Annotated in this window: 16 protein-coding genes; 15 read left to right on the top strand and 1 reads right to left on the bottom strand. The window is 36.6% G+C overall.

The genetic code is table 11. From position 1 onward, the window contains the following. The first annotated feature begins 11 nt into the window (after positions 1-11). From FPZ44_RS27000 to FPZ44_RS24425, 7 genes are all read left to right on the top strand, one after another. Positions 12-7,829 carry a phage tail tape measure protein gene (locus FPZ44_RS27000; RefSeq protein WP_261378536.1) on the top strand — a complete coding sequence of 2,606 codons (7,818 nt, stop codon included), beginning with the start codon at positions 12-14 and terminating at the stop codon, positions 7,827-7,829. Continuing rightward, complete coding sequence (locus tag FPZ44_RS24400; RefSeq protein WP_144994897.1) at positions 7,829-8,422, top strand: phage tail domain-containing protein; 594 nt, start codon at positions 7,829-7,831, stop codon at positions 8,420-8,422. The genes FPZ44_RS27000 and FPZ44_RS24400 overlap by 1 nt, the downstream gene beginning before the upstream one ends. After that, complete coding sequence (locus FPZ44_RS24405) at positions 8,419-9,402, top strand: hypothetical protein (protein WP_144994899.1); 984 nt, start codon at positions 8,419-8,421, stop codon at positions 9,400-9,402. The genes FPZ44_RS24400 and FPZ44_RS24405 overlap by 4 nt, the downstream gene beginning before the upstream one ends. 49 nt (positions 9,403-9,451) lie before the next feature. Next, complete coding sequence (locus FPZ44_RS26705; protein ID WP_222429837.1) at positions 9,452-10,087, top strand: phage tail domain-containing protein; 636 nt, start codon at positions 9,452-9,454, stop codon at positions 10,085-10,087. A gap of 11 nt (positions 10,088-10,098) precedes the next feature. Beyond that, positions 10,099-14,943, top strand: a complete 4,845-nt coding sequence (locus FPZ44_RS24415; protein ID WP_144994901.1) for a phage tail spike protein — start codon at positions 10,099-10,101, stop codon at positions 14,941-14,943. A gap of 76 nt (positions 14,944-15,019) precedes the next feature. Then, positions 15,020-15,835, top strand: coding sequence for a stalk domain-containing protein (locus tag FPZ44_RS24420; RefSeq protein ID WP_144994903.1), 816 nt, complete (start codon positions 15,020-15,022; stop codon positions 15,833-15,835). Between the two features lie 72 nt (positions 15,836-15,907). After that, a complete protein-coding gene (locus tag FPZ44_RS24425) occupies positions 15,908-16,396 on the top strand; it encodes a PAAR domain-containing protein (RefSeq protein ID WP_144994905.1) in 489 nt (162 codons plus the stop codon). Between the two features lie 160 nt (positions 16,397-16,556). On the opposite strand, the gene FPZ44_RS24430 is transcribed toward FPZ44_RS24425, so the two are convergent. Next, positions 16,557-16,652 (bottom strand): putative holin-like toxin, encoded by a 96-nt coding sequence (locus tag FPZ44_RS24430; protein ID WP_144994907.1) that lies wholly within the window; start codon positions 16,650-16,652, stop codon positions 16,557-16,559. Positions 16,653-16,805: 153 nt separating this feature from the next. Between FPZ44_RS24430 and FPZ44_RS24435 the strand changes: the two genes are divergently transcribed. The 8 genes from FPZ44_RS24435 (at position 16,806) to FPZ44_RS24470 (ending at position 25,917) form a co-directional block, all read left to right on the top strand. Next, positions 16,806-17,957, top strand: coding sequence for a hypothetical protein (locus FPZ44_RS24435; protein WP_144994910.1), 1,152 nt, complete (start codon positions 16,806-16,808; stop codon positions 17,955-17,957). A gap of 16 nt (positions 17,958-17,973) precedes the next feature. Then, positions 17,974-18,510, top strand: coding sequence for a hypothetical protein (locus tag FPZ44_RS24440; protein ID WP_144994912.1), 537 nt, complete (start codon positions 17,974-17,976; stop codon positions 18,508-18,510). Positions 18,511-18,601: 91 nt separating this feature from the next. After that, a complete protein-coding gene (locus FPZ44_RS24445) occupies positions 18,602-19,222 on the top strand; it encodes a hypothetical protein (protein WP_144994914.1) in 621 nt (206 codons plus the stop codon). 14 nt (positions 19,223-19,236) lie between these two features. Further along, positions 19,237-19,569: a hypothetical protein gene (locus FPZ44_RS24450; protein WP_144994916.1), complete on the top strand. Its 333-nt coding sequence runs from the start codon at positions 19,237-19,239 to the stop codon at positions 19,567-19,569. Positions 19,570-19,586: 17 nt separating this feature from the next. After that, positions 19,587-21,743, top strand: coding sequence for a LamG domain-containing protein (locus tag FPZ44_RS24455; RefSeq protein WP_144994918.1), 2,157 nt, complete (start codon positions 19,587-19,589; stop codon positions 21,741-21,743). A 224-nt stretch (positions 21,744-21,967) separates the two neighbouring features. Next, positions 21,968-22,678: a hypothetical protein gene (locus FPZ44_RS24460; RefSeq protein ID WP_144994920.1), complete on the top strand. Its 711-nt coding sequence runs from the start codon at positions 21,968-21,970 to the stop codon at positions 22,676-22,678. 12 nt (positions 22,679-22,690) lie between these two features. After that, positions 22,691-24,661 carry a hypothetical protein gene (locus FPZ44_RS24465; RefSeq protein WP_144994922.1) on the top strand — a complete coding sequence of 657 codons (1,971 nt, stop codon included), beginning with the start codon at positions 22,691-22,693 and terminating at the stop codon, positions 24,659-24,661. Between the two features lie 14 nt (positions 24,662-24,675). Then, on the top strand, positions 24,676-25,917 hold the full coding sequence (locus FPZ44_RS24470) for a hypothetical protein (RefSeq protein WP_144994924.1): 1,242 nt from the start codon (positions 24,676-24,678) through the stop codon (positions 25,915-25,917). The last annotated feature ends 17 nt before the right edge of the window (positions 25,918-25,934 follow it).

Consider the following 25,934-nt stretch of genomic DNA (forward strand, 5'->3'; position numbering starts at 1 on the left):
AGTGTATATTCATGAGCGGAAAATCTGATTTCAATATTTTAATTGGCGTAGACATGACTAATGCAGAGAATGAGATTAAAAAATCTATTCAGAGTATTGGTGACAACTACAATTTGAAATTGAATCTTATCATCGGAAATAAGGATAAGTTTTTTAAACAAATAAAAACAATCCAAAGTTTACTTTCTAATCTTGGGAAACTGGATATTGATTTCGGTTTAAAGGACGATGCCAAAGATGTTCAAAATATAAATAAATCCTTAAAAGAAGTTGCAAATACGAATCTTAATGATGTAGGCGAAAAGCTTGCCAAAGACATGAAAGACGCTAAGAAGGCAACAGATGACCTTACGAAGTCTTATGACAAGCTCATGAAGGTTTCGAATAAAATAAAGCCAAACAAGGACACTGTTAAGACGACGAAGACAGGAAATAAGTTTAATAATCAAACTGTTTCTGAGGACTCGAAGACAGGTACTACTATTGACAATGTTAGGGACTTCGCTTCGCTCAACAGTTATATGGACAAAGCTAAAGCTAAAATCGACTCATTGGAAAATGTTTCGAAGGATGGTCGGTCGAAGAACAGCATTGATAAGGTTAAAACTAGCATCGACAAGCTTCCAGAACTTCTTGCTAGTGGTGATGGACAAGTATTCGATAAAGAACTGGAACAAATCCAAAAGGCTATCCTGAAATATGATGAACTAGAGCAAAAGATTAAAGAAAAGGGTAGCGCCGAAAAATACCAGTTGGAAAAGATTATCGACTTGCAAAATAAGCTTGCTAAAATCCAACGTGAAGGTCTTGCGAACAATGCTTCTGTTACCAAGCTAAAAAGCTTGATGGATACGTTTGAAAATGCAGACTTCTCTAAATTGGATGAAGCACGTAGAAAGTTTTCTGCTATTGAGAAGCAATTGAAGATTATCAATGGTCAAGAGGATAAAGGTAAATTTAAACGTAAGACAGCCGCACAAGGAGAAAAAATTAACGACAAAGTAAAGGCTAATATCGACCCTGAGTTGGTTGGTCAACAGTCGATGGATACTCTTGAAGCTAAAATTAAGCAAGTCTTTGATGCTGAAACTGTTAAGCAGTTTGAGAATGCTGTTAGGCGCGTAAACCATCTTTACGACGAAATGTTTAAAAAGCAAAAGAAAGTACTGGAACAGAGAGAATTAGAGGGTAAACAACAGAATATTCGCGCACGAACGCATGATTGGAATAAAGAAATTGAATCAATTAAAGGCGGCGGCTTCGCAAACGAAAACGACTTTGATGGTGTTCGTAAAGCAATGCGTAATCTTAGTGCAGAGTCCAAAACATATGAGCACGATTTGAAGCGTATTCAAACGTTAATTACTCGCATTAATACATTGTCCGAAAAACGTTCTGAAAGACAAGAATCGCGTGATATAACAAAAGGTAGAAATGACGCTAAGATTGAAACTATGAGGGGTACAGTTCCAGACAACTTGCTTGATGATGTTAAAGGATTAAACAATCTGATTGATTTCAGTTCTTCAAAAAAAGACGTTGCTCTTATTGAAGATGAAATGAAGAAGATTGCAAAACTGGAAGACGAAATTAAGAAGGCTGGACAGGATGAAGAGAAGATACGCAAAGCCATTGCTGACCATCAGGCAAGTGCAACAAAGTCTGTAGACAAGTATGGCGATACTGTAAAATCTATCCTTCAAGACTCTAAGAGGCAAAGTAGCTTCGATGAGAGACAAAAGAGAATAGCACACGATTCCGCTCGATTGAAAAGAGAGATTAACGATTTAGAGTCTTACGGAAATAAAATCACACAAAAACAACAAAAGCAGTTAGAACAGAAGAGACAGACATTACAACGTATTTCTCAGGAAGAAATGGTGAATCAAAGCAGACAAAACCAGATCGAAGAAGATGCAACTCGTATTCAGCGAGAAATCAATAGGCTGAAAGAAAGAGGACTGCAACTTTCCTACGATGAACAAAGAGAAATCCAACAAAAAATCGAAGCTCTAAGACGACTTGCTTCAATTCAAAGGGAAGCTAACTCGACAGGTAACAATAGAGATTCAGATGAACAAAAAATCAGAGACAAGTTCAACAGTACTAGTTATCGTGCAACGAGAGGTTTCAGCGAGAACTCTGCCGAAGCGAAAAAGATTAAATCTATGATTGATGAAATTGAAGCTAAAGTTAATGGTCTTTCTGGCAGGGTTGGAGATGAGTTCAATCAGGCTACTAGAGAGATTGAGGAATCTATGAACCGATTGAATGAAGAGTCTCGCAGACTTCGTGACGAAGACCAACGTGAAAGAGGTTCTATGGGTGGTCAACTTGCGAACGCCCTAAGAAAAGTTCCTATCTGGACAGCGGCTATGGGTGCTGTGTACGGAACAATCGAGTTAATTAGACAGGGATTTCAGTCTATTCTTGAAATCGACAAAGCAATGATTAACTTGGCAAAAGTATCCGAAGCCAGTCAACAACAATTGGATGAGTTTAAGAGTACAGCTATAGAAATGGGTAGAGATTTGGGTGTTGTATCTGCCGAAGTAATTAAAGCTACGACAGAATTCCAACGTCTTGGCTACTCTCTTGAACAGGCTACATCACTTGGTAAGAATAGTATCATTTACGCTAACGTTGGTGATATGGGCGTTGAGGAAGCGAGTGCGAACCTCGTATCCGCAATCAAAGGTTTTGGCATTGAAGTCGATGTACAAGGGAACAACGTTCGTAATCTTGTTGACATGTTCAACGAAGTTGGTAACAACTTCGCAATCTCTTCCGCAGGAATCGGTGAAGCATTGAAACGTTCTTCTTCTGTATTTAAAGAAGCAGGAAATTCGATTGAAGATTCCGTTGGATTGGTGACTGCCGCTAATGCTGTTATACAAGACCCTAAGAAAGTAGGTAATGGTTTGAAGACCATTGCCATGCGTCTTCGTGGTGTGAGTGAAGAAGGAGAGCATATTCAAGAGATTGTTCCACAACTTCAACAAACATTTGACCGCATCAATAAAGAGTTTGGACTTATTGGCGAAGAAGCTTTAAATGTTATGGAAAAAGACAAGCGTACATTTAAGTCTACCTATGATATTTTTGAAGAAGTCGTAGGAATGTGGGATAAGCTTTCCGATATGGAGCAAGCGAACCTCGTTGAAACGATGGGTGGAAAGCATCAGGGTGTCGTTGTATCTGCAATCATTCAGAACTGGGAAGATGCTGAAAAGGCAAGTGATACAGCTTCCAATTCCGCTGGCTCTGCTTCGCGAGAGTTTAGTGCATATATGGATGGTTTCGAGTACAAAATCGGACAACTGAAAAACGCTCTGGAAAAATTCTGGACAACTGTCATTGATGATGACGCTGTTAAAGGAATCATTGATGCTATCACAGCAATTGTTGATGGACTTACGTGGTTGGTTGAAACTTTCGGCGCAACGAACATTACTGTACTTCTAGCTGGTCTTGTAGCTGTCATGGCAAGTAAACCACTCAGAGATTCCGTTACAACTGTGGGTGCGTTAGGAAGGGCATTTGAGGGTCTTGGTGGGTTTGTGATGAACTTCATTAAATTCATACCTCGTTTGATTCCATTTGTAGGTATTCTTCTCGCGATTGGTACAGCAGTAACACTTGTTTACAAAGCATTCACCGCAGAGTCGAGAGCGCGCAAAGAAAGATTGAAGACGCTTGATGATGAAATTAGTAAACATAAAGAGTTCAAAAAATCCTACGAAGACACATTCGAACAAAAGGACTTTAATCTCGATGACTTCGCAGACCTTCAAGCTAAAGGTTCTACTGGAAGAACAACGCAAGAAGAAGAGAAATATCTTTCTGTAATTCAGCAAATCAAATCTGAAATGCCAGAACTGATTTCGCATTACAACGATAAAAACGAAATTGTTGTTAAGAGTGCAGAAGAAATTCGTAAACTTGCCGAGGCTAACGAAGCACTTCTCTTAGACAAAGAGACAGAGCAGTTTAAGCTAACTATGGATGAAACAAGCTTCAAAAATGCAAACAAAAAACTAAAAGAAATCCAAAACGCTAAAGACCAAGTTTCCGCATCAGAAGGTATGAAAAATGTCCATAGTGTTGCGAAGGATTTTATTGAAAACGAAATTGACCAGATTGACAACTCTAATTACTTTGAAGTTCTGAATGCGTTTAACGATAAGGTTAGAGAAGAATTCTCTAAAATGTCCCAAGAACAACAAGATAATAACTATATGGCTATGCAAGGCTTACAGTCCTTAATCCCCACATCTCAAAGTAAAGAAGATGCTTTGAAAAACCTTGACATCTTCATTGCAAACAACGAAGAACTTCGCAAGCACTACGAGGACGAAACTAAGAAAATGAAAGCTTCTCTCCAAACTGGTACTGACGATGTAGCAAAACTCATCGACAACGCGTTTAACATCTTCGCTAGAGAGAATAACATTGATACTAAATCAAATAAATTCCTGTTTATTGAGGAATTGAGAAGAAACATGTTAGACAACATGGAAGCCTTTGGGACAGATATGGAAAAAACTATTAACGAAATTCCTGATTACATTCAAGAAGCAGTTGCCAATGTAGAAAGCAAAGGGATTACGATTGATGATATTATGACTCCTAACTATGAAACATTTGAATTAACAAAAGCGAAACTGGAAGAACTTAAAGCATCAGTTTCTGATTCGGCAGACCCAATCATTCAAGTGTATGACGCTCTGATTGCGAAACATCTATCCGCAAAGAATGCAGTCGATACTGCCCCGATAGTTCCTTTTGAATTTCAGAAGGACGTAATGGGTCAAGTGCATTCATTGATTGATGACATTAGTGATCTTGACTCTGCTTACAGAACACTGGCAGATGGTCAGGAGCTTTCATTATCAACAACAATGGATTTGGTCTCCAAACATCCAGAACTTATTAAACACATGAAAATGGAGAATGGCGTTCTAACTCTAACAGGAGATGCACTTAAAGATTTGTCTAAAATCAGGGAAGCAGAATTTAAGGCGAATCTGGCACGAATGAAAACAGAGAGAATTGAAGCAATTAATACTGCTAATCAAAATATTGAAGCCGCAAAAAAAGAGATGGAAGTTCTGAGAGAAAAACTAAAAATCCACAATCAAATCAATGGGTTGAGTACAAACCCGATGTTCGTAGACCAAAAGCCAGAGAATCAATTCGGTCTTGATTTCCCAATGATGCCATTGCCGAAAGAGCTTCAAGAAAAGGCGAACGCAGAAGCGAAAAAACAACAAGCAGAACTGCAAGCGAAGCTAAAAGAACAACAAGATGTGATGATTAAAAACGAGAAAAACATAAAAGATACGGAAGATGCGATTGCCGCTATCGACAAGTTCATTGCACAGGATTGGAGCGCACAAATCGGTAATATTACTGGTGGTGGCGGTAAGGATGAAAAAGAAGATAAGGCAAAAGAGCTTCAAGATGCCATTTATGTTGTTGATGAGTATAAGAAGCGTATTGATTGGCTGAATCGCTCTATTGAGAAACAACAAAAACTTCAAAGTGAAAATAGCACTTGGACTGCCGAATATAAGAAAGCTCTGAACGAAGAGACTTGGCTTACTGTGGAGAAAAAGAAGGCTATTGACGCTGAGATTGCATCGCTAAACGAACAAATCAGAAAGAATAGCATTGCGAAAAAGGGTATGATTAACATCGACCCTAAAGCAAATGAAAACAAAACACAGCAAGCAATTGCCGCTGAACTTGACCAAGAGATTGACCAAGCCGAAGACAGACTGAATCAGCTTGCTTCTGAATCTGATGCTGTTGAATCGAGAATCAATGAACTTCGGATGGTTAAGATTCAAACGATGACTGAGTTTTACAATATTCAACGTGAGATGTTAACAGATGATATTGCGTACCAAGAGTATGCTATGAGTCTATATGATGAAACAACGGAAGGTTATCGTAAACATGCACAAGAAAAATTGGACTTAATTAAAGAACAGCAAAAGTACAATAAACAAGAACTTGAATTTCTCCTTAAGGAACGAGATACAAACAAAAGTCTTACTAACGCTCAAATTAACGAACTGAACGAACTGATTCGTGCTAAAAAAAATGCTATTTGGGATATGGCTAAGATGATTGATGAAATGAACACGCTCATTATCAATTCCAAACTTGACAAGCAAATGAATAGAATGTCCAGCGAAAGCAAGAAATATGCCGATGCAATTTCCGATATCCAAGACAAAATTAAGTATGACTTGGATGATGATAAGGATATGGGTAAACATATCGACTTCCTCAAGCAAATCGTTGCGCTGCGTAAAGGCGAACAAGCTGATATCGAAAATAACATTAAGTATCTGAAAGAACAACTTAAAGCAAACAGAGACAACAAAGAAGTGGTCGAGAAAATAACTTCCGAACTTGAATCGCAAGAAGAACAGTTGAAAGATACTAAAAACGCAATCAAAGACACGAACATTGAAATCAAAGAGGTTTATGAAAAGCTCGCGGATGATTACGTTGAACTATACAAAGAACAGCTAGAACTAATGCAACAGGCTGATGAGAAGTATTACGCTGACAAAATCGAAGCAGAACAAAAAGCGCATGAGAAACGCATGAAACAGCTTGATAAAGAGATGGAAGCTTTGGAAGAAGCGTATGCTAAACAAATGAAAATGATTGACAGAGCAGAATCTGCAAGAACACATGAAAACGATGTGTCTAAGCTCCAAAAAGAAGCAGATGAACTGAAAAAACAAATCGACCTTCTCTCGATGGACGATTCCTATGAAGCGAAAGCCAAGAAAGCTGAATTGGTTAAACAGCTAACAGAAAAGGAGCTTCAACTCTCTGAGACTGAGCATAACAGAGAAGTTGAACTGAGAAAAGACAACCTTGAAGATGACTTGGACGCTGAAAAGGAGAAGTTGGAGAATAGAAGAGAAAAATACGAGGAAGATACCGACAACTACATTAAATCTCTCGAAGAACAAGCTAAGAAAAAACAAGAATATTGGGAAGCAGAGTTAATCAACGAGAAGAAGTTCGCAGAGATGCGTAAACAAGTTCTCGAAGGAAACTTTGCCGAAATGGAAGCTACTATTAAAACATGGTCGGAAAATGTAGCTGGCGAAATGGGCAACCTTGGGCAACAAGTTACTGATAACTTTACTAAGAAAGTAAACGAAGCTATTGATTCTATCAAACAATTAAACAGCATGAAAATCAAATCTGTTACTCACTCTCAAAACAATTCTGGAACAAAAAATAAAGATGGAGAATTAAAAGAGCCATCTACTCCACCAAAGGATAACGAGTTGAATGATGATGATGTTATCGACGAGATGAAGAGAAACAGTTGGAGATGGAAGAACGCGGGGTCAAAAGCAGAGAAAGATATTTACTACAAAGCGAATCAAAAACTTGGTGCTGATATAGGTGCGACATACAAAAATGGTTCGTGGTATAAAAACGGTAAGAAACTATATGAGTTGAGAAGTGGTGGTTACACTGGTGATTGGAGTGGTGATGGTGGACGACTTGCAGTACTCCACAAAAAAGAACTTGTTCTTAACGAAGACCAAACAAGAAACATTCTTGATACTGCTCGTATTGTCGAGCGTATGAAGTCATTTGTACCTAATCTTTTAAACGTATCGACTCCAAAAACATCTGAGCCAGTTGTTTCTTCCGCAGGAAGTTCGGAACATAACGAGTATAACATTGAAGTGAACATTAATGGAAATGCAGATAAGAAAGTAGCAGATACTGTTGCTGACCAGATCATTAACAAAATCAAGCGTACCAAAGGAGGACGATTCTAATGCTAGAGGGCATTCACTTTGCATATGATGGTGTTTACTCAGTAGACATGGGCTTGCTAAATTGCCAAGTTGATGGAGGAATGTTTGAAGAAACATTTCTCCCTACTCGGTCTATTACAGAAGCAAAAATTAGTGGAAGAGATAAACCTTACTTCCAGTCTCTAGATGTTGAGCCATTAAGATTTGGATTGACGTTTGCATTTGAGCATGGATACACGGAAAAGTTGTTACGAGATGTTGCTAGATGGCTGTATCAGCCATACTACAAACCATTTTACACGATTGATAATCCTAATCGTGTTTTTTATTGTATGGCAGAAGGTGACTCTCAACTATTCCATAATGGAATAAAGCAAGGCTATATTACTGTTACGATGCGTTGCGATAGTCCATATTCTTACACTCAAAAAACTTTGAAAGAAGATATGAAATTTGATAGCACGAAATTAACAAAAACGGGTGCTGAAAACACTTTTAATAGTGGGATGGGTTCCATGCAAAACATTGAAATAATCAATGGTGCAATGGGAGTTCGTCGAAAGGCGACTAATTGGACACAATATGCAGGACAGAAATGGAGTGACATTATATGATTCCTACACGTCGTATGGGCTTGAATAAGCCAGAAGTAACGGATGATATTCAAGATACAATAGTAGATTTAGCAAATAACTTTCAGACTATAGATAACAATTATGATGAGATTATTTCGGAAGTATCAACTCACCCTGATTCGGGTGAGTTTTTTAATTCTGGTAAAAAGTTTTGGAACAAGAATGCAACGCGAGGAGATTTTGCAGGATGGGTGAATATTCGTGCTGGTGTCTTTGCTCCAAAGTGGGAGAAACAAGAGACATATGTTGCGGGGAATAAGATCGTAGTCAATCCAGACAATGGTCATTACTATGAATGTGTTGTTGGTGGCACAAGTGGATTGAAACAACCTGCATTGTCAACAATAAGTGGAAGCATTACTCACGACTTGTATGGACATACAGAATGGAAGCCTGCCACTCACTATAGAGTAGATGATATTGTAGTAGCCACTAGTGGTGATAAGAGTTATTACTATAAATGTATTATTGATGGTGTTTCGGATATCTTCGAACCTCAATGGAATAATGTGAGTGGGACAACAATCGTTGATACCAGTGTTCATTGGTATGTGTACAAAACGGTAGAGTGGAAAGAGATGGGTTCAAGTTGTGAGTTTGTTCCTTTCGGCATTGTAGGCGAGTCCATAGAGGCTCTAGGAACAATTACAAGCGGTGTTTGGAATGCTAGTGCAATTGATGTAGCTCATGGTGGAACAGGTGCGACAAGCGCACTAGATGCGCGTAAGAACCTTTCAGCAACAGGTAAGTTCTCGCAAACAATTGGAGATGGCGTATCGACTACTTTTGCACTGAACCACAAGTTAGGTAGTCAAGACGTAGTTGTTTCTGTTAGAGAAGCCAGTGCTCCATTCGCACGAGTGGATGCTCAAATAAATATGACTGACGATAATAATGTGGTTGTTTCATTTGTATCTGTTCCAACTTTCAATCAATATCGAGTCACAATTATTGGATAAATAAAGGCTACCTTCGGGTAGCCATTTTCTTTTATATGAGGTGACGTTAATGAAATGGATAGATTTATATATTCAAAAAGGTGTGTATATTTCACGAGAATTTGATATTAGTTCAAATTTTGAAGTCTATAGAGATGAATTGAAATATCATTATGAATTAAATGATGGAGAAGTAAAAGTTTTTGTCAGAATGTCATATGACACAAGTACTTGGACAGAGTGGGTGCAAGTAAATAATTCAGCTTATCTTGAGTTGTTTAGAGACGAATATTACAACATGGAATATGCAAAGTTTCAGTACAAAATAGAGCTTATTAATCATGGAGTTTTTACTCCAATATTCAGAAGTTTCTCGTACATGTTGAGAGGGTCGTATCTGTTAATAAATACTGGTGATTTAATTTGCAAACCAGAGCTTTGGATTACTAAGAGAAATGGTGCTGGAACTATTAAATTAACTAATGAAACAAACGGACAAACTCTTGTTTTCGAAAATTTGAATAACAACGAAGAAGTTTATGTGGATTGTGAGAATGAAGACATCATGACAAGCCTTCCAATGAAATATCGTTACGATGATCACAATGATGTGTTTCTTGAGTTGGACGTTGGAGAGAATTTGCTAACAGGTGAAGGTGAATTTGATTTAACCATTAGGCATGAATTTAAGACATTACAAGGGTAGGTGGTAGATATATGTTAAGGCTAGGAGATATTGACTACAGAAAGAAGCCTGTTGTTCCACAATTGTTTTTATGTAAGCCCAATAAATTGATTATATCTAAACTTAGTGACGCTTATGGTGTTAAATATAGTCAAAAGCTAGGTGCATTAAATGAACTTAATTTTACTCTTCCTGTTTTCTCTGATAAACACCACACATACATGCGAAATCATAACGCTAGTATTATCAAAGGAAGGTATTTGGTGAAAATGGTATTGGGGCATTACACTGAATTTTTCGTGATCAACAATCTAAGTATTTCAGCAGAAGAAGGAGAAACGATTGATATTCAGGCTATGTCTTTGGGATATGAAATGAATGACAAAATCCTTCGTTCTTATGAAGCTGTATCTAAATCTGCAACTGAAATTTTAAATGAAGTTTTAGTTGATACGATTTGGAGAGTAGGGTACGTAGATTCTGAATTTGATATGAAGCGAAGAGGATTTAACGTTAGTTCCAACACTGTGCTTGAATCGGTTTTCGAAGTAGCTAAGACGTTTAATGCACTGGTTGTATGGGATACCATTAAACGCACAGTGAGCTTTGTCAGACCAGAATTAACAGGTCAAGACAAAGGTTTGAAGATTAAGTATGGAAAGTATCTCGAATCCTTGAATCAAGAGGATAATGCAGAAGAAATCTTCACTCGTTTAAGAATGTATGGGAAGGAAGACATCTCAATTCGTGAGATTAATCCAACTGGTACAACGTATATTGAAGATTTTAGTTACTTTATATATCCATATAAAGAAGAGCGTAAGTATTTTAAACAGATTTACAATAGCTCTGACATGAAATACTTCTGGTTACACAATGATGTCGATTGGGTTGAAAGTGGAAATACACTTCAATGTATTGCGAATGGATCAGGTAAAACCTCTATTATTAATACTGGAGCATTGAATCATAAGGATTACAAAATGACAGCAACATTAAGAGCGTTAAGTGACGATGATGTAATGGGTATGATTGTAAGATATCAAGATTCATTCAATTATTATTACATTGGTTGGCATTCTGGGAAAGTTCAGGGTGGTTTGCAGTGGGGTACAGAACACTTGCGTATCTACAAAGTTGAACATGGTCAAGAAACATTGCTTGCTAAAACATCACTTCTTGATGGTTGGAGTATGAATATTGACTACAAGATGGCGGTCGAAACCTACAACCAAAGCATACGAGTTTGGATTGATAACAGACTTGTATTAAATGTTGATGATGAAACGTTCTCCAAAGGTGGATTTGGCTTCTATAGTGAAAGTCAGCCCTTCGTTGTGAAAGATGTGGAAGTCACTAATAAAGAACATGAAGTTATAAAAGTTAGCGACTACATGTCAAGTGAGCTTTGTCATGCATTGCTTGAGTATGACATGTTACTTCAAGAGAATAAAGATAATTTCTCGAAATTAATTGAAAAGCGAGAAGGGTTTAGCTCTGTTCTTAATGTTATGAGAACTGAGTTGGCATCTCTGAAAGCTCAATTGAAAATCTTACTAGATGAGCGTGATGTACTTAACACACGTATCGCAAAGATGAATGATGATATTGCTCATACAGATAATCAGCTTCAAGATACTTCTATGCTAGAGGGAGATCTTCAAGCGCTTATAACAGAGCTGAATACTAAGTTGATTGAAATCGTAGCAAAAGAATCTGAAGTAAAAGGTAAAGAAGCTCAAATTACAACTCAAGAAGTTTACTATCAAGATATTTTGCATGAAATCAATTTACTAAAAGTGTTGTTGGATATAAGAAACAACTTTACTTCAGAGCTTATTGATGAGAGAAATCAGTACATCATCGAAAAAGAGTGGCAAGACTCGAATATTGAAAAACCTGAAGATTTGCTCAAAGAAGGAATTAAGGTATTTAATGAACTTAAAGAGCAGAAGGTCACAGTTAAAGTTAATATTGTCAACTTCCTCTCAATGGTAACTGAACAGCGCAATTGGGAAAAGCTAGGTATGGGAGACTTGGTTTATATCGATCACGAACGTGCAAACGTTTTGTTTAAAGCAAAAATTACGGAAGTAGAATATGAGTTTGAAGATGAAGCTCCAATTAATATAACGATAAGTAACGTTAAAGATTTGTATGCTAATACAGATAAGTTCTTGGATATGCTTTATAAGTCATACAACTCATCTACTCAGGTGTCGATAGACTCGTGGAAATGGGATTTGTCATTAGAAAACAAAGGCTCTATTAATGAGATTATCAATAATCATTATGATGCAAATAAACAGTCTATCCTTGGTGCGAAAGACCAAGTTATTGAGATTTCTGATCGCGGTCTTATTATACGCGACCCGAAAGACCCAAACACTTATCTTGTTGGTTTGAACGGTTTGATAGCGATCACCAATGACGGAGGAAACACTTGGAAACACGCAATCACAGGTTCAGGCATCGTGGGCGAGAGAATTTATGGAAAAATTTTTATGGGAGTGAATCTTGCGCTTGAAGATGAAGATGGAGTATTAAAATTCCAAGGATCGAAGGGAGAAATATATGACCGTACTGGAAAGCTTGTAATGAAGCTTGGTTTGGTTGATGAGAATCCTGATAAATTTGGTCTATGGTCTTTTAATGATGTTACACGAGTGAAAATGGATGACAGAGAAGGTTTTGTTATCGACCGTGTAAGTGCAGACAAGAATAAGTATCCAGATGGTTGGGAGAAGATTATGTGGGCTGACCCAAGCGATGGAACACTTTATATTCACGACTTGGTTGCTCAAAACATTAAGATTGTAAATGATGTTGGTCAAACAATCTTGGACTCTGAAAATAACTATCTTGATCTTGGCGACTTCAACTCTATCGTAATGGACAACAAAATCACTACGATGGAGAAGATGCAACTTATCACTGAGCTGTACAAAATTGAGGCAGGATACAAGCGAATGATTGAACAAGCTGTAGAGTATCAGAAATCGCAACGTGACGATGTATTCGATATAAACGCACAGTTCTTCGCTAAGACCTCAAGTTCAACTGACCTATTCTCAACACAACCATTAACAGATGCGTACTACGCATTACTAAACTACATGTCAAAATTCCTCGACATACGCTCTCAAAGTCCATTGGACATTAACATAAACGCTCCAATAACAAGCCAAACACAAGAGATTAATAACAGAGCTGAATTCGTGCTGAAGTTCAAAACATACTACGATGAAGAGAAGAATCTTCGCAATAAGATTGAAGATGCTCAGTTCTATTCTGGTCTTAACATGGGACAGTTCTACAATAACGTTGTTATCGGCAACTATGGTTTTATCGCTCTTCGTAATGATGGCAAATATCGTTCTGTACTTAATGCAACGAATGGTCTTGCTCTTCAAAAGTGGGAACGAAACAAATGGGTGAATAAAGTCTATGCTTCTATTGGCAACTCCAGTTACGAAGATGGAACACTCATTGCTGAAGACTTGGTTGCTAAACGTTTACGTATTGAGACAAAAGCAGGAGATACGTTGCTTGACGCTGATGCACTAAACTTCGATTTCAGTGTGTTAAGCTCTATTATTCTTGACGATGTAATTGTTTCAATGGAAAAAATCACATTATTGAATCAGTACAAAAGTATTAGTAAACAGTACAGTGAGCTGAATAGACAAATTAATAACACAGCAACGACTATATATAATGACAGGGATAAATCTTATCTTGGTCTAGATCAAGCTAAGAACAATCTAGTGAATGCAGGCAATCAATTAACTTCATCTTTTGATGCTTTAACTAGTTATATGCAACCTGTCTTTGTGAACATGAATGTCACAACTCATATTGTACGAGATTTAGGTTCAACCAGATTTATTTTCCATACTAAGTGGGAAGATTTCTACAAAGCATATGAGACCGCTAGAGTTCGTTTAGGAGAATTCTTAGAGAGGAGTTCACTTCAGTTAGGTCGCAACTATAATAACACTGTTATTGATGCAGAGAATGGTGTAGTTGTTACTCGTGGAGATAAGAAAGTTCAAACCACTCTAAATGCTACGGCTGGAATAAGCATCGCTCAAAACGTAGGAGATTTTCATAATCCTAGATGGGAAAATAAATTCTATGTCGATGATAAAGGGTTCTTGTTTGCAGTTGATATGAGTACCCATAGATTACGTATTCTTGATGCTGGACTAGGCGAGAAAATTACATTTGACCATAAAGATGGTATCACGATCAATGGTCTTAAAGGTGAACAAATTCGCTTGAATGCTAACGAGGGTATCGCTATTGATATTAATCAAGATAAGCGTTTATGGATTGATACTGATTCTGGTACACTTCGTGCAAGAAAATTGATCATTGAACCAGAGATTGGTGGTGTTATATTAGATGAGGAGACAGATGGATTCGTTTCTGATTTAATGGTTAATACCGTCAAAACAATAAGTAAAAACAAATCAAATCAAGACTATGTTCACATTAAGAACCATTTCTTAAAATTGATGACTGGAACTTCTTCGGCGCAAGATATAACTAAATTCACATTACAATTAAATACGGTTGAACAAGCTTATAGTTTTCCTGAAATGATATGGGGGCGTGGTGGAAATACTGATGGTGATGTTGGTAAAATTAAAAAAGTAGATGATGCTTTTATAATCCACTATAAAAATGACCTTCACAAAGAGAGGGAAATTATATTAAATGGCACTCAAACTGATGCAATTAAAATAAGAGCTTCAGGTGGTCAGATTGTGCTTGACTCAGATCAAGAGATTGTGATTAAGGCAGGGAATAGTGAAATAAGACTTACTCCTAGCGGAATAAAACTAAAAGGCGCTAGAATCGACTTGAATTAATATCGAAAAAACATTTGATAAAATCTTCATTATATGATAATATGAACATATAGTCAATAAGGGGGTATATCAAATAATGAAAAAGCTTTCTGCTATTATGCTAACGTTAGTTATGTCTTTAACCATGTTTGCTGGATTTGCTTCTGCTTCAGATTCTCCAATAGTTTTCATTTCAGGTGGTAAATCTGATTTGCACAAAAGAATAGATATATTTATTGAAAATGGAAGATCGTATGCACCCTTCAAAGAAGTCTTTGAAGCTCTGTACATGGATGTAAAGTACGATGCTAATACCAAGAAAGTTAAAGCTACTCGTGAAGGTATCACAAAAGAAGGTTTGACTATTGAGTTCAAACTTGGAGACTCCAAGATTTACATCAACGGAGTTGAGACACTTGCTGACCCAACACTAGTGAAGAATGGTGTTACTTACATGCCAGTTAATTATGTTAGTAAAAAGGGAACTGGACTTACTGTTAAGCCAAAGTATCCTAATAGTACAAGTAAAGACATTGTTGTAGAAGGAGAAACTATTGGCAAGCACTATAAAGATGGTAGCTCCTATTACTTCGGAGAAGGTTATATTAAAGGTGAGGACTTTATCCCCCATGGCGTAGGAAAAGAATATGATGGAAAAGGTCGCATTTTTAAAGAGTCAACCAATCCTCCTAGTGGCATACAAGGGAAATCAGGTTACTATAAAGATGGATCAATCTATGGGTGGAGTAAGTACAGTTATCCAAACGGAGACTATATCATCGGTGAATACGTCAATGGCTATATGATTGGAATGGCTAAGATGTATGATAAAGAAGGCAATTATATTGAAGATAAAGATTTTACTGACAATGAAAATCTACAGACCGTGAGACCTTACCTTAATAATCGATAAAATAATATAAAAATGCAAAAACCACCAATCAATTGATTAGTGGTTTTTGCATTCTCAAAATGAGGTGATTTCATGGCAGGAGTTGCTTTTAATGGCTCGAATATTTCAGATTCAACCAAATCAGGTCATGTGACCTATGATATTGAAAGATGGGTTCCTTCATATTGTACTGGTTGGGATCAATACGGAAATTGTATTAGCACAGGAGGAGGTTATTGGACTTCTGCTGGTTCAGGTTCAACTGGAGCGAAGATTACTGGAAGTAAAGTACAAAGCAATTCTAATGTTTATGTTAATCAGAAGCCTATAGCTTGTGTTGGAGACGTAAGCACGTCTGAAAATTGGAGAGCTGATCCACCTGTCCCATCTGGTGGAGGAGATACAAGAATAGTAAATATTCGCCCTTCTACGTCAGGAAGTGGTAGTGGTTCTATTTCTAGTGGGAGCACAAAAGTATTTGTTGGAGGAAAAGCCGTAGCCTTTATAGGTTCAGATGTAAGAACACATTTAGGAACACAAGCTAGAATTGACACAGGTAGTACTTCAGTGTTTGTAGGTTAATAGTCATAATGTACGCATATTTACAATACAAAACGGGTATTGTATAATAAAGACAGCAAAAGAGACGGTGCTGTAACACCGTCTCGACAACGTAACCGCATGAAGAGCGGTCGGCTGTGCAAAGATCAGATTATAGACCGATACCTTGTCACGGGGCGGTCTATTTTCGTTTGTTAATGGATACCATCAACGCAACGAGTGCAACAACGAAAGTTCCGAATGCTATCATTAGCGTTAGGGCTTCGTATGCTGACATGGGCATCACCTCCAACCTGTGGAGACTAGCCGACCGCCTTTATGCCATTCAGTTGTCTAATTTAAATATAGCATATTCGTCCATATATGAGAAGCTAAACCACTAGATACGATCTAGTGGTTTTTTGTTGATTTTTAAAGGAGGTGAGAAAAGATGCCATATAACAATCACTCGTATCTTGACCCACTACATATTGTGTGGCGAAACGGGACACCAGATGACCCATATGTCGATAGAGCAGAATATTTGAAGATATTAAATCACAAAGTCGTTTTGTCAGAGATTCCAGATAGGTTTACAAGAGTGAAGGTTGCGGGGATGTTCGAGATTAATTATGAGGGAACGCCAAAGAAAGTAATTATGCCAAATCAGTTTAGTGTCAACTATTCTACAGGTGTAATAGAGTTCCATGCTTCTCAAGAATCTAAATCAGTTAATGTAACCTACAAAGGTAGAGGATTTATTCAGTATCCATCTAGTCGAATCTACCATCAAGATGAGTTTAATAATGTTGTTGAGTCTCTAGAAGACATTATTAATCGAGCAATCATCGAGATTAGAGAGATAGATATTAAGACAACAGACTATCAGAAGATACGAGATGAATTACTTCTAACGATGGTCAAGATGGAGACTGCTATTACTGAGTCAAAAGAAAGTACCGAAAAGTCAGAAATAGCTACTGACATGGCTCTTAATGCATATGAGACAACAAGATTGGTTTTCCAACCATTCGTAAATACGTACAATCAGATTCTCACGAACTATCCAAATCCAGAGATAGGATGGACAGTTCAAGTTTATGATACTGGTATTCGTTATAGATGGGATGGAGCAAGATGGGTTCCAATTGATTTGTTTGGTGGGAATATGCCACTAGCTAATGAAAATCTAAATGGACTAATGAACAAAGATGATTATAAAAAGCTAAAATCGTTCGACGACAGGCTTAAAGAGCGAGTCGTTGTATTTGTCATTCCACAATATCCAGACATTGGTGTTCAACATATCAATGCTAGATTTCCATTTAAGGGAGAGATAAAAAATATTCGAGCAATGGTTGGTTGGACAGATGCAACAGCAGACACAGAGATTGCAGTTCAAAAATCAAGAGATATGAAGACATGGACGAATCTTATGTCTCGACAGCTTGTTATTAAAAAAGATGAAAATTTCGACGATGGGTTGAAAGTGATAGACAACTTAAATGTTGTTAAAGATGATATTTTTCGTATTGAGTTATTACAAGTTGGAAGTGACATTCAAGATATTACTCTTGAAATCATTATAAAAATTACACAATAAAGGGGAGCGATATAATATGGCAGCACCTACAGTTAAGTGGTTCGATGAACTTCACATGAACGAAATAACTCAATTTAACTTTGGAGTTATTGATGCTGGAGATCAAAGCCAGCCTTATAAGTTTAATATTTGGAATAACAAATCAGGGACATCAGACGCTTCTAATATGGAAGAATGCACAATCACAACACGAGATATGTCTGGTGGTGTTGGTGATACAGTTGGTAAAATTGTAGAAGTAGTTAGAGATAAATGGTTTCACGCTCAAGTAGATTCTTTAGGTGAGACAGACCTTGACCAACCAACATCTAAGATTGGTAAAGATGCATCGAAAGATCTTGGGACAACTCTATCTACCTCTGTAAATAATGCTGGTGCTCCAATAACACCTATAACACCAAAGGCTAAAGAAATTTTAGGAATTAACAACAACGGTAATCCTGCTGATGCTGGTGGTAACTTTGTTACAGTAACACTTAGAGCAGATGTACCTCTTACTGCAAGTGCAGGTAAACAAGATTTCAAAATACGTGTAAGTTACCGTTATGTGTAAAATTTATTAAAGTAAAACTAATAGAGCCTTTCGCAATCGTTACTGGTTGCGAAAGGCTTTTTATATCTCACAATACAATGGGAGTGATCGTATGCTATTCAACCAAAGTAACGGAGTACATCCAATCAAGACGCAAGATTTTATTTGGTTGGCAAATTATTATGATGGTGGTTATCTCACTGAGTACAATCTAGAAACACAAGAATCAAGCCCACATCGATTCTACCAAATTGATAAATCTAAACTTGTGCAATTTGGTTTGATTGGTCATGGTTCAAAATTATTCTTTAATATAGCAGATGGAGTATTTGACATTAATGGTCATAAATTTGGAATATCCTATGTCGTTAATGGAAAAGAGTATAACCTTAATGGTCGTTGCTTAATTTATAACGATATTATCACATATAAAGACTGTGTAAGCGAAGCAATTCCTCAATTATTTAGGGGAGGCAGTGGAGAATTTACAAACAAAATTGTTCAGTACAGCTTTGGATACAAAAAGAAATTTGTAATGGATGGGATAGCTTTTAAATTTCAACCGCTTGTATCAATTCCATGTAACAATCAGGCGTATATGAATATTAAGATTGCATCTGATGTGGACTTAAATGGGAAAGTGATAATTCGTCGTGGTGGAATTAAAGTTGGAGAGATTGATGCTCCACTACAGAAAGATCATAGCTCTATTATTAATTGGGTTATGAAATAAAAAGGAGGGTGAATATGGCTACATTCGAGTGGGGAAATGTTAACATTCGCGGAGAAGTGAAGATAGAGTTAGGTATAAATGATTTGTTAAGCTTTGATGTTGATGGTATTCCATACAGCATTACATTGGATACAGGTACATATGTAACTGTACGTGAATTGCATACTTCGGAATTTGTAGAAGCACTATCTCAGAAGGTAATTGCCCAACAGATACCTATAGATGTCCTATTAGGTGGCTCTTTGGATGATCAGGGGAAAGTTAATTACATTGTTTTCAATCATAAAAATCCTAATGGGAAGATCACTAACTTTAGAGGTACTATGAAGAGCCTTATCTTTAAATAATGAAATGAGGTGAGGAAATGGCTTTACAGAATATTGGAGCATTGAAATTTGATGGTGTTAATGATTACGCAATGATGAGTGGATTAAAAGGATTTCCAACTGGTGATTCCCCTCGAACGATTGAGATGTGGATTAAGCCAGAAGATACAGGTGTTAATGAGGTGTATTTCTTTTCTTATGGGGATATTCACAAGGCTAGGTCATCTTTTGAAATAGCCTTAAACACAAGAAGTGACCCATCATTCCGTGGATGTATTTCAATTTGGGCTGTAGACTCTCAAATGCGAACCAAAAATCCAGCTATTGTAGATTGGAACAAGTGGTATCATGTAGCTGTATCATATGTTGGTGGAGGATTGTCAGCAGGACTTAAAATTTATATTGATGGTATTCGTCAAGAAATAGTTCCTATAAATGGAGTTGATAGTACAACTCCTTTGGATACCACTCTTCCTGTAGGATACATTGGGTGTAGACATAATGGTCATTACTTCAAGGGTGTCGTAGATGAGGTTCGATTATGGAATACAGAGCGCGTGGACTATCAAATAAAAGACGCTATGAAAAAAGTACTAACAGGATCAGAAACAGGTCTTGTTTCATATTGGAGAACAGAGGAAACTTCAGGTGGTACAAAAGTTCTTGATTACACTGTTTCAGCTAATCATTTGGATTTATATCAAGGTGCAACAATAGTTCAAGGCGAAATAGACCTTCAATCTGGTCAAAAAACAGAAGAAATCGGATTACCTGTGAACCTTTCTACTGGAACGTTTGATCGTATGGAGTATGTAGATGGAAAGTTACAATTAAAAAAGTTATATGAAATAAGAGCAAATGGAGGAAGTGCAAGTTTTGGGGATGGTAGTTTAGAAAGACCATATTTGATTAAAGACGCTCAAGACTTCTATTCAATGAGAGATAAGGCATCGAGTCACTATAAGATGATTCAAGATATAGATTTTGGAGTAGAGCCTTTTTTAGATGGCACTTACTATGGTTTTGATTTTTACGGTACATTGGACGGAAATGGGCATAAAATAAAGAATTTCAAGCAAATATTCCGTTCCCAATTTTGTACTGGTATCTTCAGACGAATGTTAGGGAATTCGGCAATTAAAAATCTCTATATAGAAGATGCTTATATTGAATTGAAAGGTTCTTCTCAATACCAAGGAATAATTTGCGGGCTTATGTTAGAAAATTCATCTCTTACAAATGTCCACGTTTCTGGTTCAATAAAATCCAGAGGTGGAACAGATGTATATATTGGAACTATAGGAAGTATAGGTAATAAGGCTTCAATCACAAACATGAACTTAAATGTAAAAATTGATATTGATGAGCCTATTTTGAGACGTTATGTAGGTCTTTTGGCTGGATATAGTAATTCAGATAATAAATTTAACAATGTCCTCATAGAAGGAGATATTGTTGGACTTAATCACGATGCAAACTATATTGGACTTATTGTTGGTTTGAACTATACGCATAATTTAGACACTGTATTTATTAATATGGACAAGGTTACTTCAACATTCAGACATGTAAATAACCAAGGCTATATTGGATCTACTAACAACTCTTTTTCTAATGCTAGAAAGAAGGAGTTTGAGTTAAAGGATGCTTCGCTGTACAGCAATTGGGATAAGAGTGTTTGGAGCATATCTATGCACAACGTGCCTAAAATGAAAATATTCAACAAGTCCATTTTTGCACTTGCTGGAAGTGGTGAATGGGAGTCAGAAGCACTTGATATGAAAGATAGGTATACTTTGCTTAATAAATTAATTAATGTTCAAAACATTAATGAAGGCTCAAAGATTGAAATCTACACCCAAACATCTGAGGATGGAAGCAATTGGAGTCAGTATGTACCATTGAGATCTGATGGTTCTGTCATGAGTCCGAAAGCCAGATATGCAAAAGTAAAGGTGCGTATGAGTGCTGGAAGGCGCAGACAGGAATCAGAAGTGGAGGGGTTTAACGGAGAGATTGATTATGATAAGTCTGAGTTCTTAGTTATGAATGAACAACAAATCAATATCAAAATGAATATGGAGCGCGATTTTGTAAAAGAAGAAACTTATACAGGTGGAGGACACTTGTACAAAGCAAAGCTCTTCGCAAATGGCATTAAAAGACTCAATGGACTAGGTGTTAGAAAGCGATAGTTATGTAAATGGAAGAAACATTTTATTGAGAGAGAGGAAGTTATATGATGTGGATTATTATACTAGTAATTTACTTGATGGTGGGATTCTTATTTTCGAAACCTGATGATTGGAATGTTTTATATAAGGTGATTATTCACATCTTATGGCTTCCACTACTTTTTCTACTTATTGTATTAATACTATTTAAAAAAATAAGACCGCTCTGAAGAGGTGATTTGAAAATGGCAGTCCCAAAAACAAAAGGCATTCAAAGAGATCATATTTTAGATATGGAAATTGGTGATTACTATCCTATTCAGCTAGGAGAAAATAGTACCTATGGTTCTGGAGTAGACGCCAATTTATTTAATGAAGATTGGGAAGCGTGGGGAAAAAGATGTTGGAAAGATGAAATTCAACTGTCTCCTACTGGTCAAACAATCATAGCAGATGGTGTTTTTTATATGATTAAAGTGGCTGAAGGTTTGCTTATTTCTGACCGCATTGTTAAATCAAACATCACTATGAACGACCTGAAGTATCACCTAAGCAACAATTACCTAGAAGGGGAATTGCGTTCCTTTGATGGAGTGGAAGGTGTTATACGAAGCATTACAGGTGGGATTGGTTGGTGTGATGCGAACGGAAATTTAATAGACCCTAACCTGATGCCAAACATACAGTATGGTGCATATCCAATTTACAATGAATATGATGAGTATTTGGTTCGTTCAAATTTATATGGAAAAATTGAAGCAAACGATAATAATGTTTGGAATCATTTCACTTATAAAACGATAACTCAAAATCTTTATTGGGCAGACCCAAGATTTCCGATATGCAGAGGTGGCGAAGGTGGTGGAAAAACCGTTATAACCACTATTGGTTCAGGAACTTTGGATAAACTTGCAGGCTTTAGACCAGTATTTGATTATGGATATAAAAATAGATAAGGCGGTGATTTTATGGCTTTAACTCTTAATAATGATATGAGTACATTAAAAGTGGGAAATTACTTTTGGTGTTATTTCAACAGTATGGATTATGACCTTCCGAAATCATTTTTCTATGATAGCCCACCAAAAAACCACTCTTCAACTTTACGATTTGGATTAGGTGAGATTGCAACCAAAACAGACTATGATGTTGTGGGCAAAGAGCTATCGCCAGATTGGGCAAATAAATGTCATGGATACTTTAAGTTTATTGTAGTTGACGTAAAGCCAAATGGGGAAATTGTACTTATTTCAGATAGAAACTTAGCATATAAATACACTTACAATGCTTACGAGCTTAAAAATGGATTTATGAAAGCTGGCGCGCCAATTTCTGAATTTACCTATAAAGTTAAAACAGAAAACAAATGTGTTGGAGGAACAGCTTTATCTAACTCAATTTATAGTAATTCATATCTAACTGAGTATGCGTTTGACGGAAAGAATAATACTCATTATTACCCCAAGCCAATGCCAAGCAACCCTGAGTTTGATAAAGAGTATATTGGATATCAATTTTTAGAGCCAGTTAACATACAGTATATGAGCTTAATAAACTCACAAGGTGCAACGTATACTTTGCAAGCCATAGGAGTGAGGGATTTATATCTTGACTACTCTGACGATGGTGTAATATGGGTTAACGTTTCGTCTGTAGATGTCTCTAAGTATAATGTGTCTTCAGGATGGGTTCAATTTTTAGACTTTAGTAATAACTATAAAGTCAAACATAATTACTGGAGATTACGGTTTGGGAAAGGAACAAGTGCTAGTTATGGGTTATTTATAAGTGAGTTGGAGATGTATGAAGGTATTTATGAAAATACTTCAGTTTTCAACTCTTTTGAAGCAACTATTTCTGGAATTTCAAGCAACTCTCAGGAAAATGAAAGAATTATAGAGCTTAGTGATTGGGATAGATACATAGCTTCTGATTTGAATGGGATGCTTGATAAAGCTGGAGACAATTCTATTTGGAATATGAATTACCCTAGTTACACAAATGCACTCTCATCAGTAAACAATGCAATGGTTGTTGTAAGAGGTGGAAATAATGGAGATGTGAGTAGATGGCATTCTTTAGCTATTGCAACTCAAGCAACTAATAATGTCGCTGATGGCGCAGGATTGAGATTGAAGTTGACGCTCAAACGAAAAGATTTCGTAGAATCTTCTGTATTTTTTAATCAAAGTGGTCAATACAAAACATACAGCATTGGCAAGGAATCGGAGTTTAAGACATCTCCATGGATACAAGATTTTACTGATGACGGAATAGCTACTGAAAGCACACAACACGGAATGACCATCAAAGCGAATACAGGAGTAAGCGTGTGGAAGTTATTCAATAGAAATTCTGACTCATGGGCTTCCACAGATCACCAAACAGGCGCAGAGATTGTTATTGACTTTGGGATTACGCAAGATAAACGTGTTGGAGGATACGTAATGGAGTATGAGTATGGAAAAGGTGTTGAAGTTTTAAGTCAGAAGATACCTCAAGATATTTATGCGTCTCCAAGAGATTGGAACGTTTATGCTTCCACGTTAGGTGACAAATGGGATCTGATAGATGAAAGAAGAGGAGTCACATGGAGTCAAGGTGAGTTGAAAAAGTTTCATTTCAACAAAGCTGAAACATACAGGTTCTTCAAATTTGTCTTTTATGGAAACAACAGTGATTTGAAAAACATTGCTATTAAATACCTCAATCTATATGATATTCAATCTAGCAAAGTAGATGCTCACTGGAAGTCATTAACGACAAATATGCCTTCAGAAAACACTATTAAGAATGAAGGAATTAAAGACTTATCTATATTGGATAGAAGGTATAAAGTATTTATGGAATCGGTTAAACATAGTGAAGTATTTGGAAGTGGAAACATATACAAAGGTAAAGTGGACTTGAAAAATGTTGGTTCAATTAAAATTGAATAAGAGGAGGAATATATGTGGCAATAAAAAGGGTTAGAATAGAAAATTTAGCTAGTCTGGATGCTTATGTTGGCTTCAGTGGATTTTGGTTTTTTGATAAGGCTGGAAATCTCATAGAAATGGGGAAGAGCCTTGGTTGGAATTATGGTCATACTGAACAATCCGAGCTTGCTTACTTCGATCATTTCGCTTCCCGAACTACTTCTGCTCAATGGTCAATATATTCTGGTATGAGCACACTTCCAGAGCATCGAGACCATCAAAACTTTGCTTCTTTAGGGGCTTATAGACATAATCCTGACACATATGCTCAAGTAGTTTTTAAAACTCCTGTTGATCATATAAGTAAATTCGAAATAGACGTTAAACCTAGACACGATACTTCGATTCAATCGGTGTTTACAGTATTGTTTTTTGATGAAAATGATGAACTGATTGCGAAATATGAAATTAATCCGAAATTTTATTTTGGCGAAAAAGCGCAATATAAAAAAATAACTATAGATACTCCTGAGTTAAATCAGAAAAAAAAGTATTGTGTCCTATCACAGAAAGAAAATTTAATTGTAAAAAACTTCGTTATTCATAAAAGAGAAAAGAGCGTCATTCCTTTGTATCTGAGTGATGATTATGACAAAATAGTTTCGAAATTAGATGCTACGCAGAATGAGACTACTTGCTATGTAGAGAACATTTTTATGGGTTATCCCCAAAAAATGTATCAAGATGTTACATATTATAGATCACTTCTGGTAGCTAATGGGGCTTATCATCCATACATCTCAGTAACATTCACCGAACCTAAAATGTTGTGTGCCTTAGAAATGAATACTGCTGGAATAGATTTTAATGTAGGCATAAATTTCGTTGTTGAGGCATTTAACAAACATGAGCAGAAATGGATTGAGCTACACAATTATGATACTAGCATTATTCCAGAACTTTCTTTTTTAAGAGTGGATTTTGAGAATAACGATTTTTATCACACTTATAGAGTTAGATACCTCTATGTTGGCACAGCATTAAAAAAGATAGGGATGAATAACATCAATTTCATTGAGAGTGAGAATTTAGTTGAAGAGATTACTGTTGCAAATCAAGAAGATTATAAAACTAAAGGCATGAATGCAAATGAATTATATCAAACAAATAATTTAAGAAAACTTGTAGTGCAGTCTTCTAAGGTTCCTTTTGGATCTGGAAACATGTATTCAAAAAGATTTTCAATAAAAGACAATATCAAGAGTATCACACTTTGATGCTCTTGATTCAATAT

Origin of the sequence: Paenibacillus agilis (assembly GCF_007786455.1) — a bacterium.
Taxonomy (GTDB): Bacteria; Bacillota; Bacilli; order Paenibacillales; family Paenibacillaceae; genus Paenibacillus_B; species Paenibacillus_B agilis.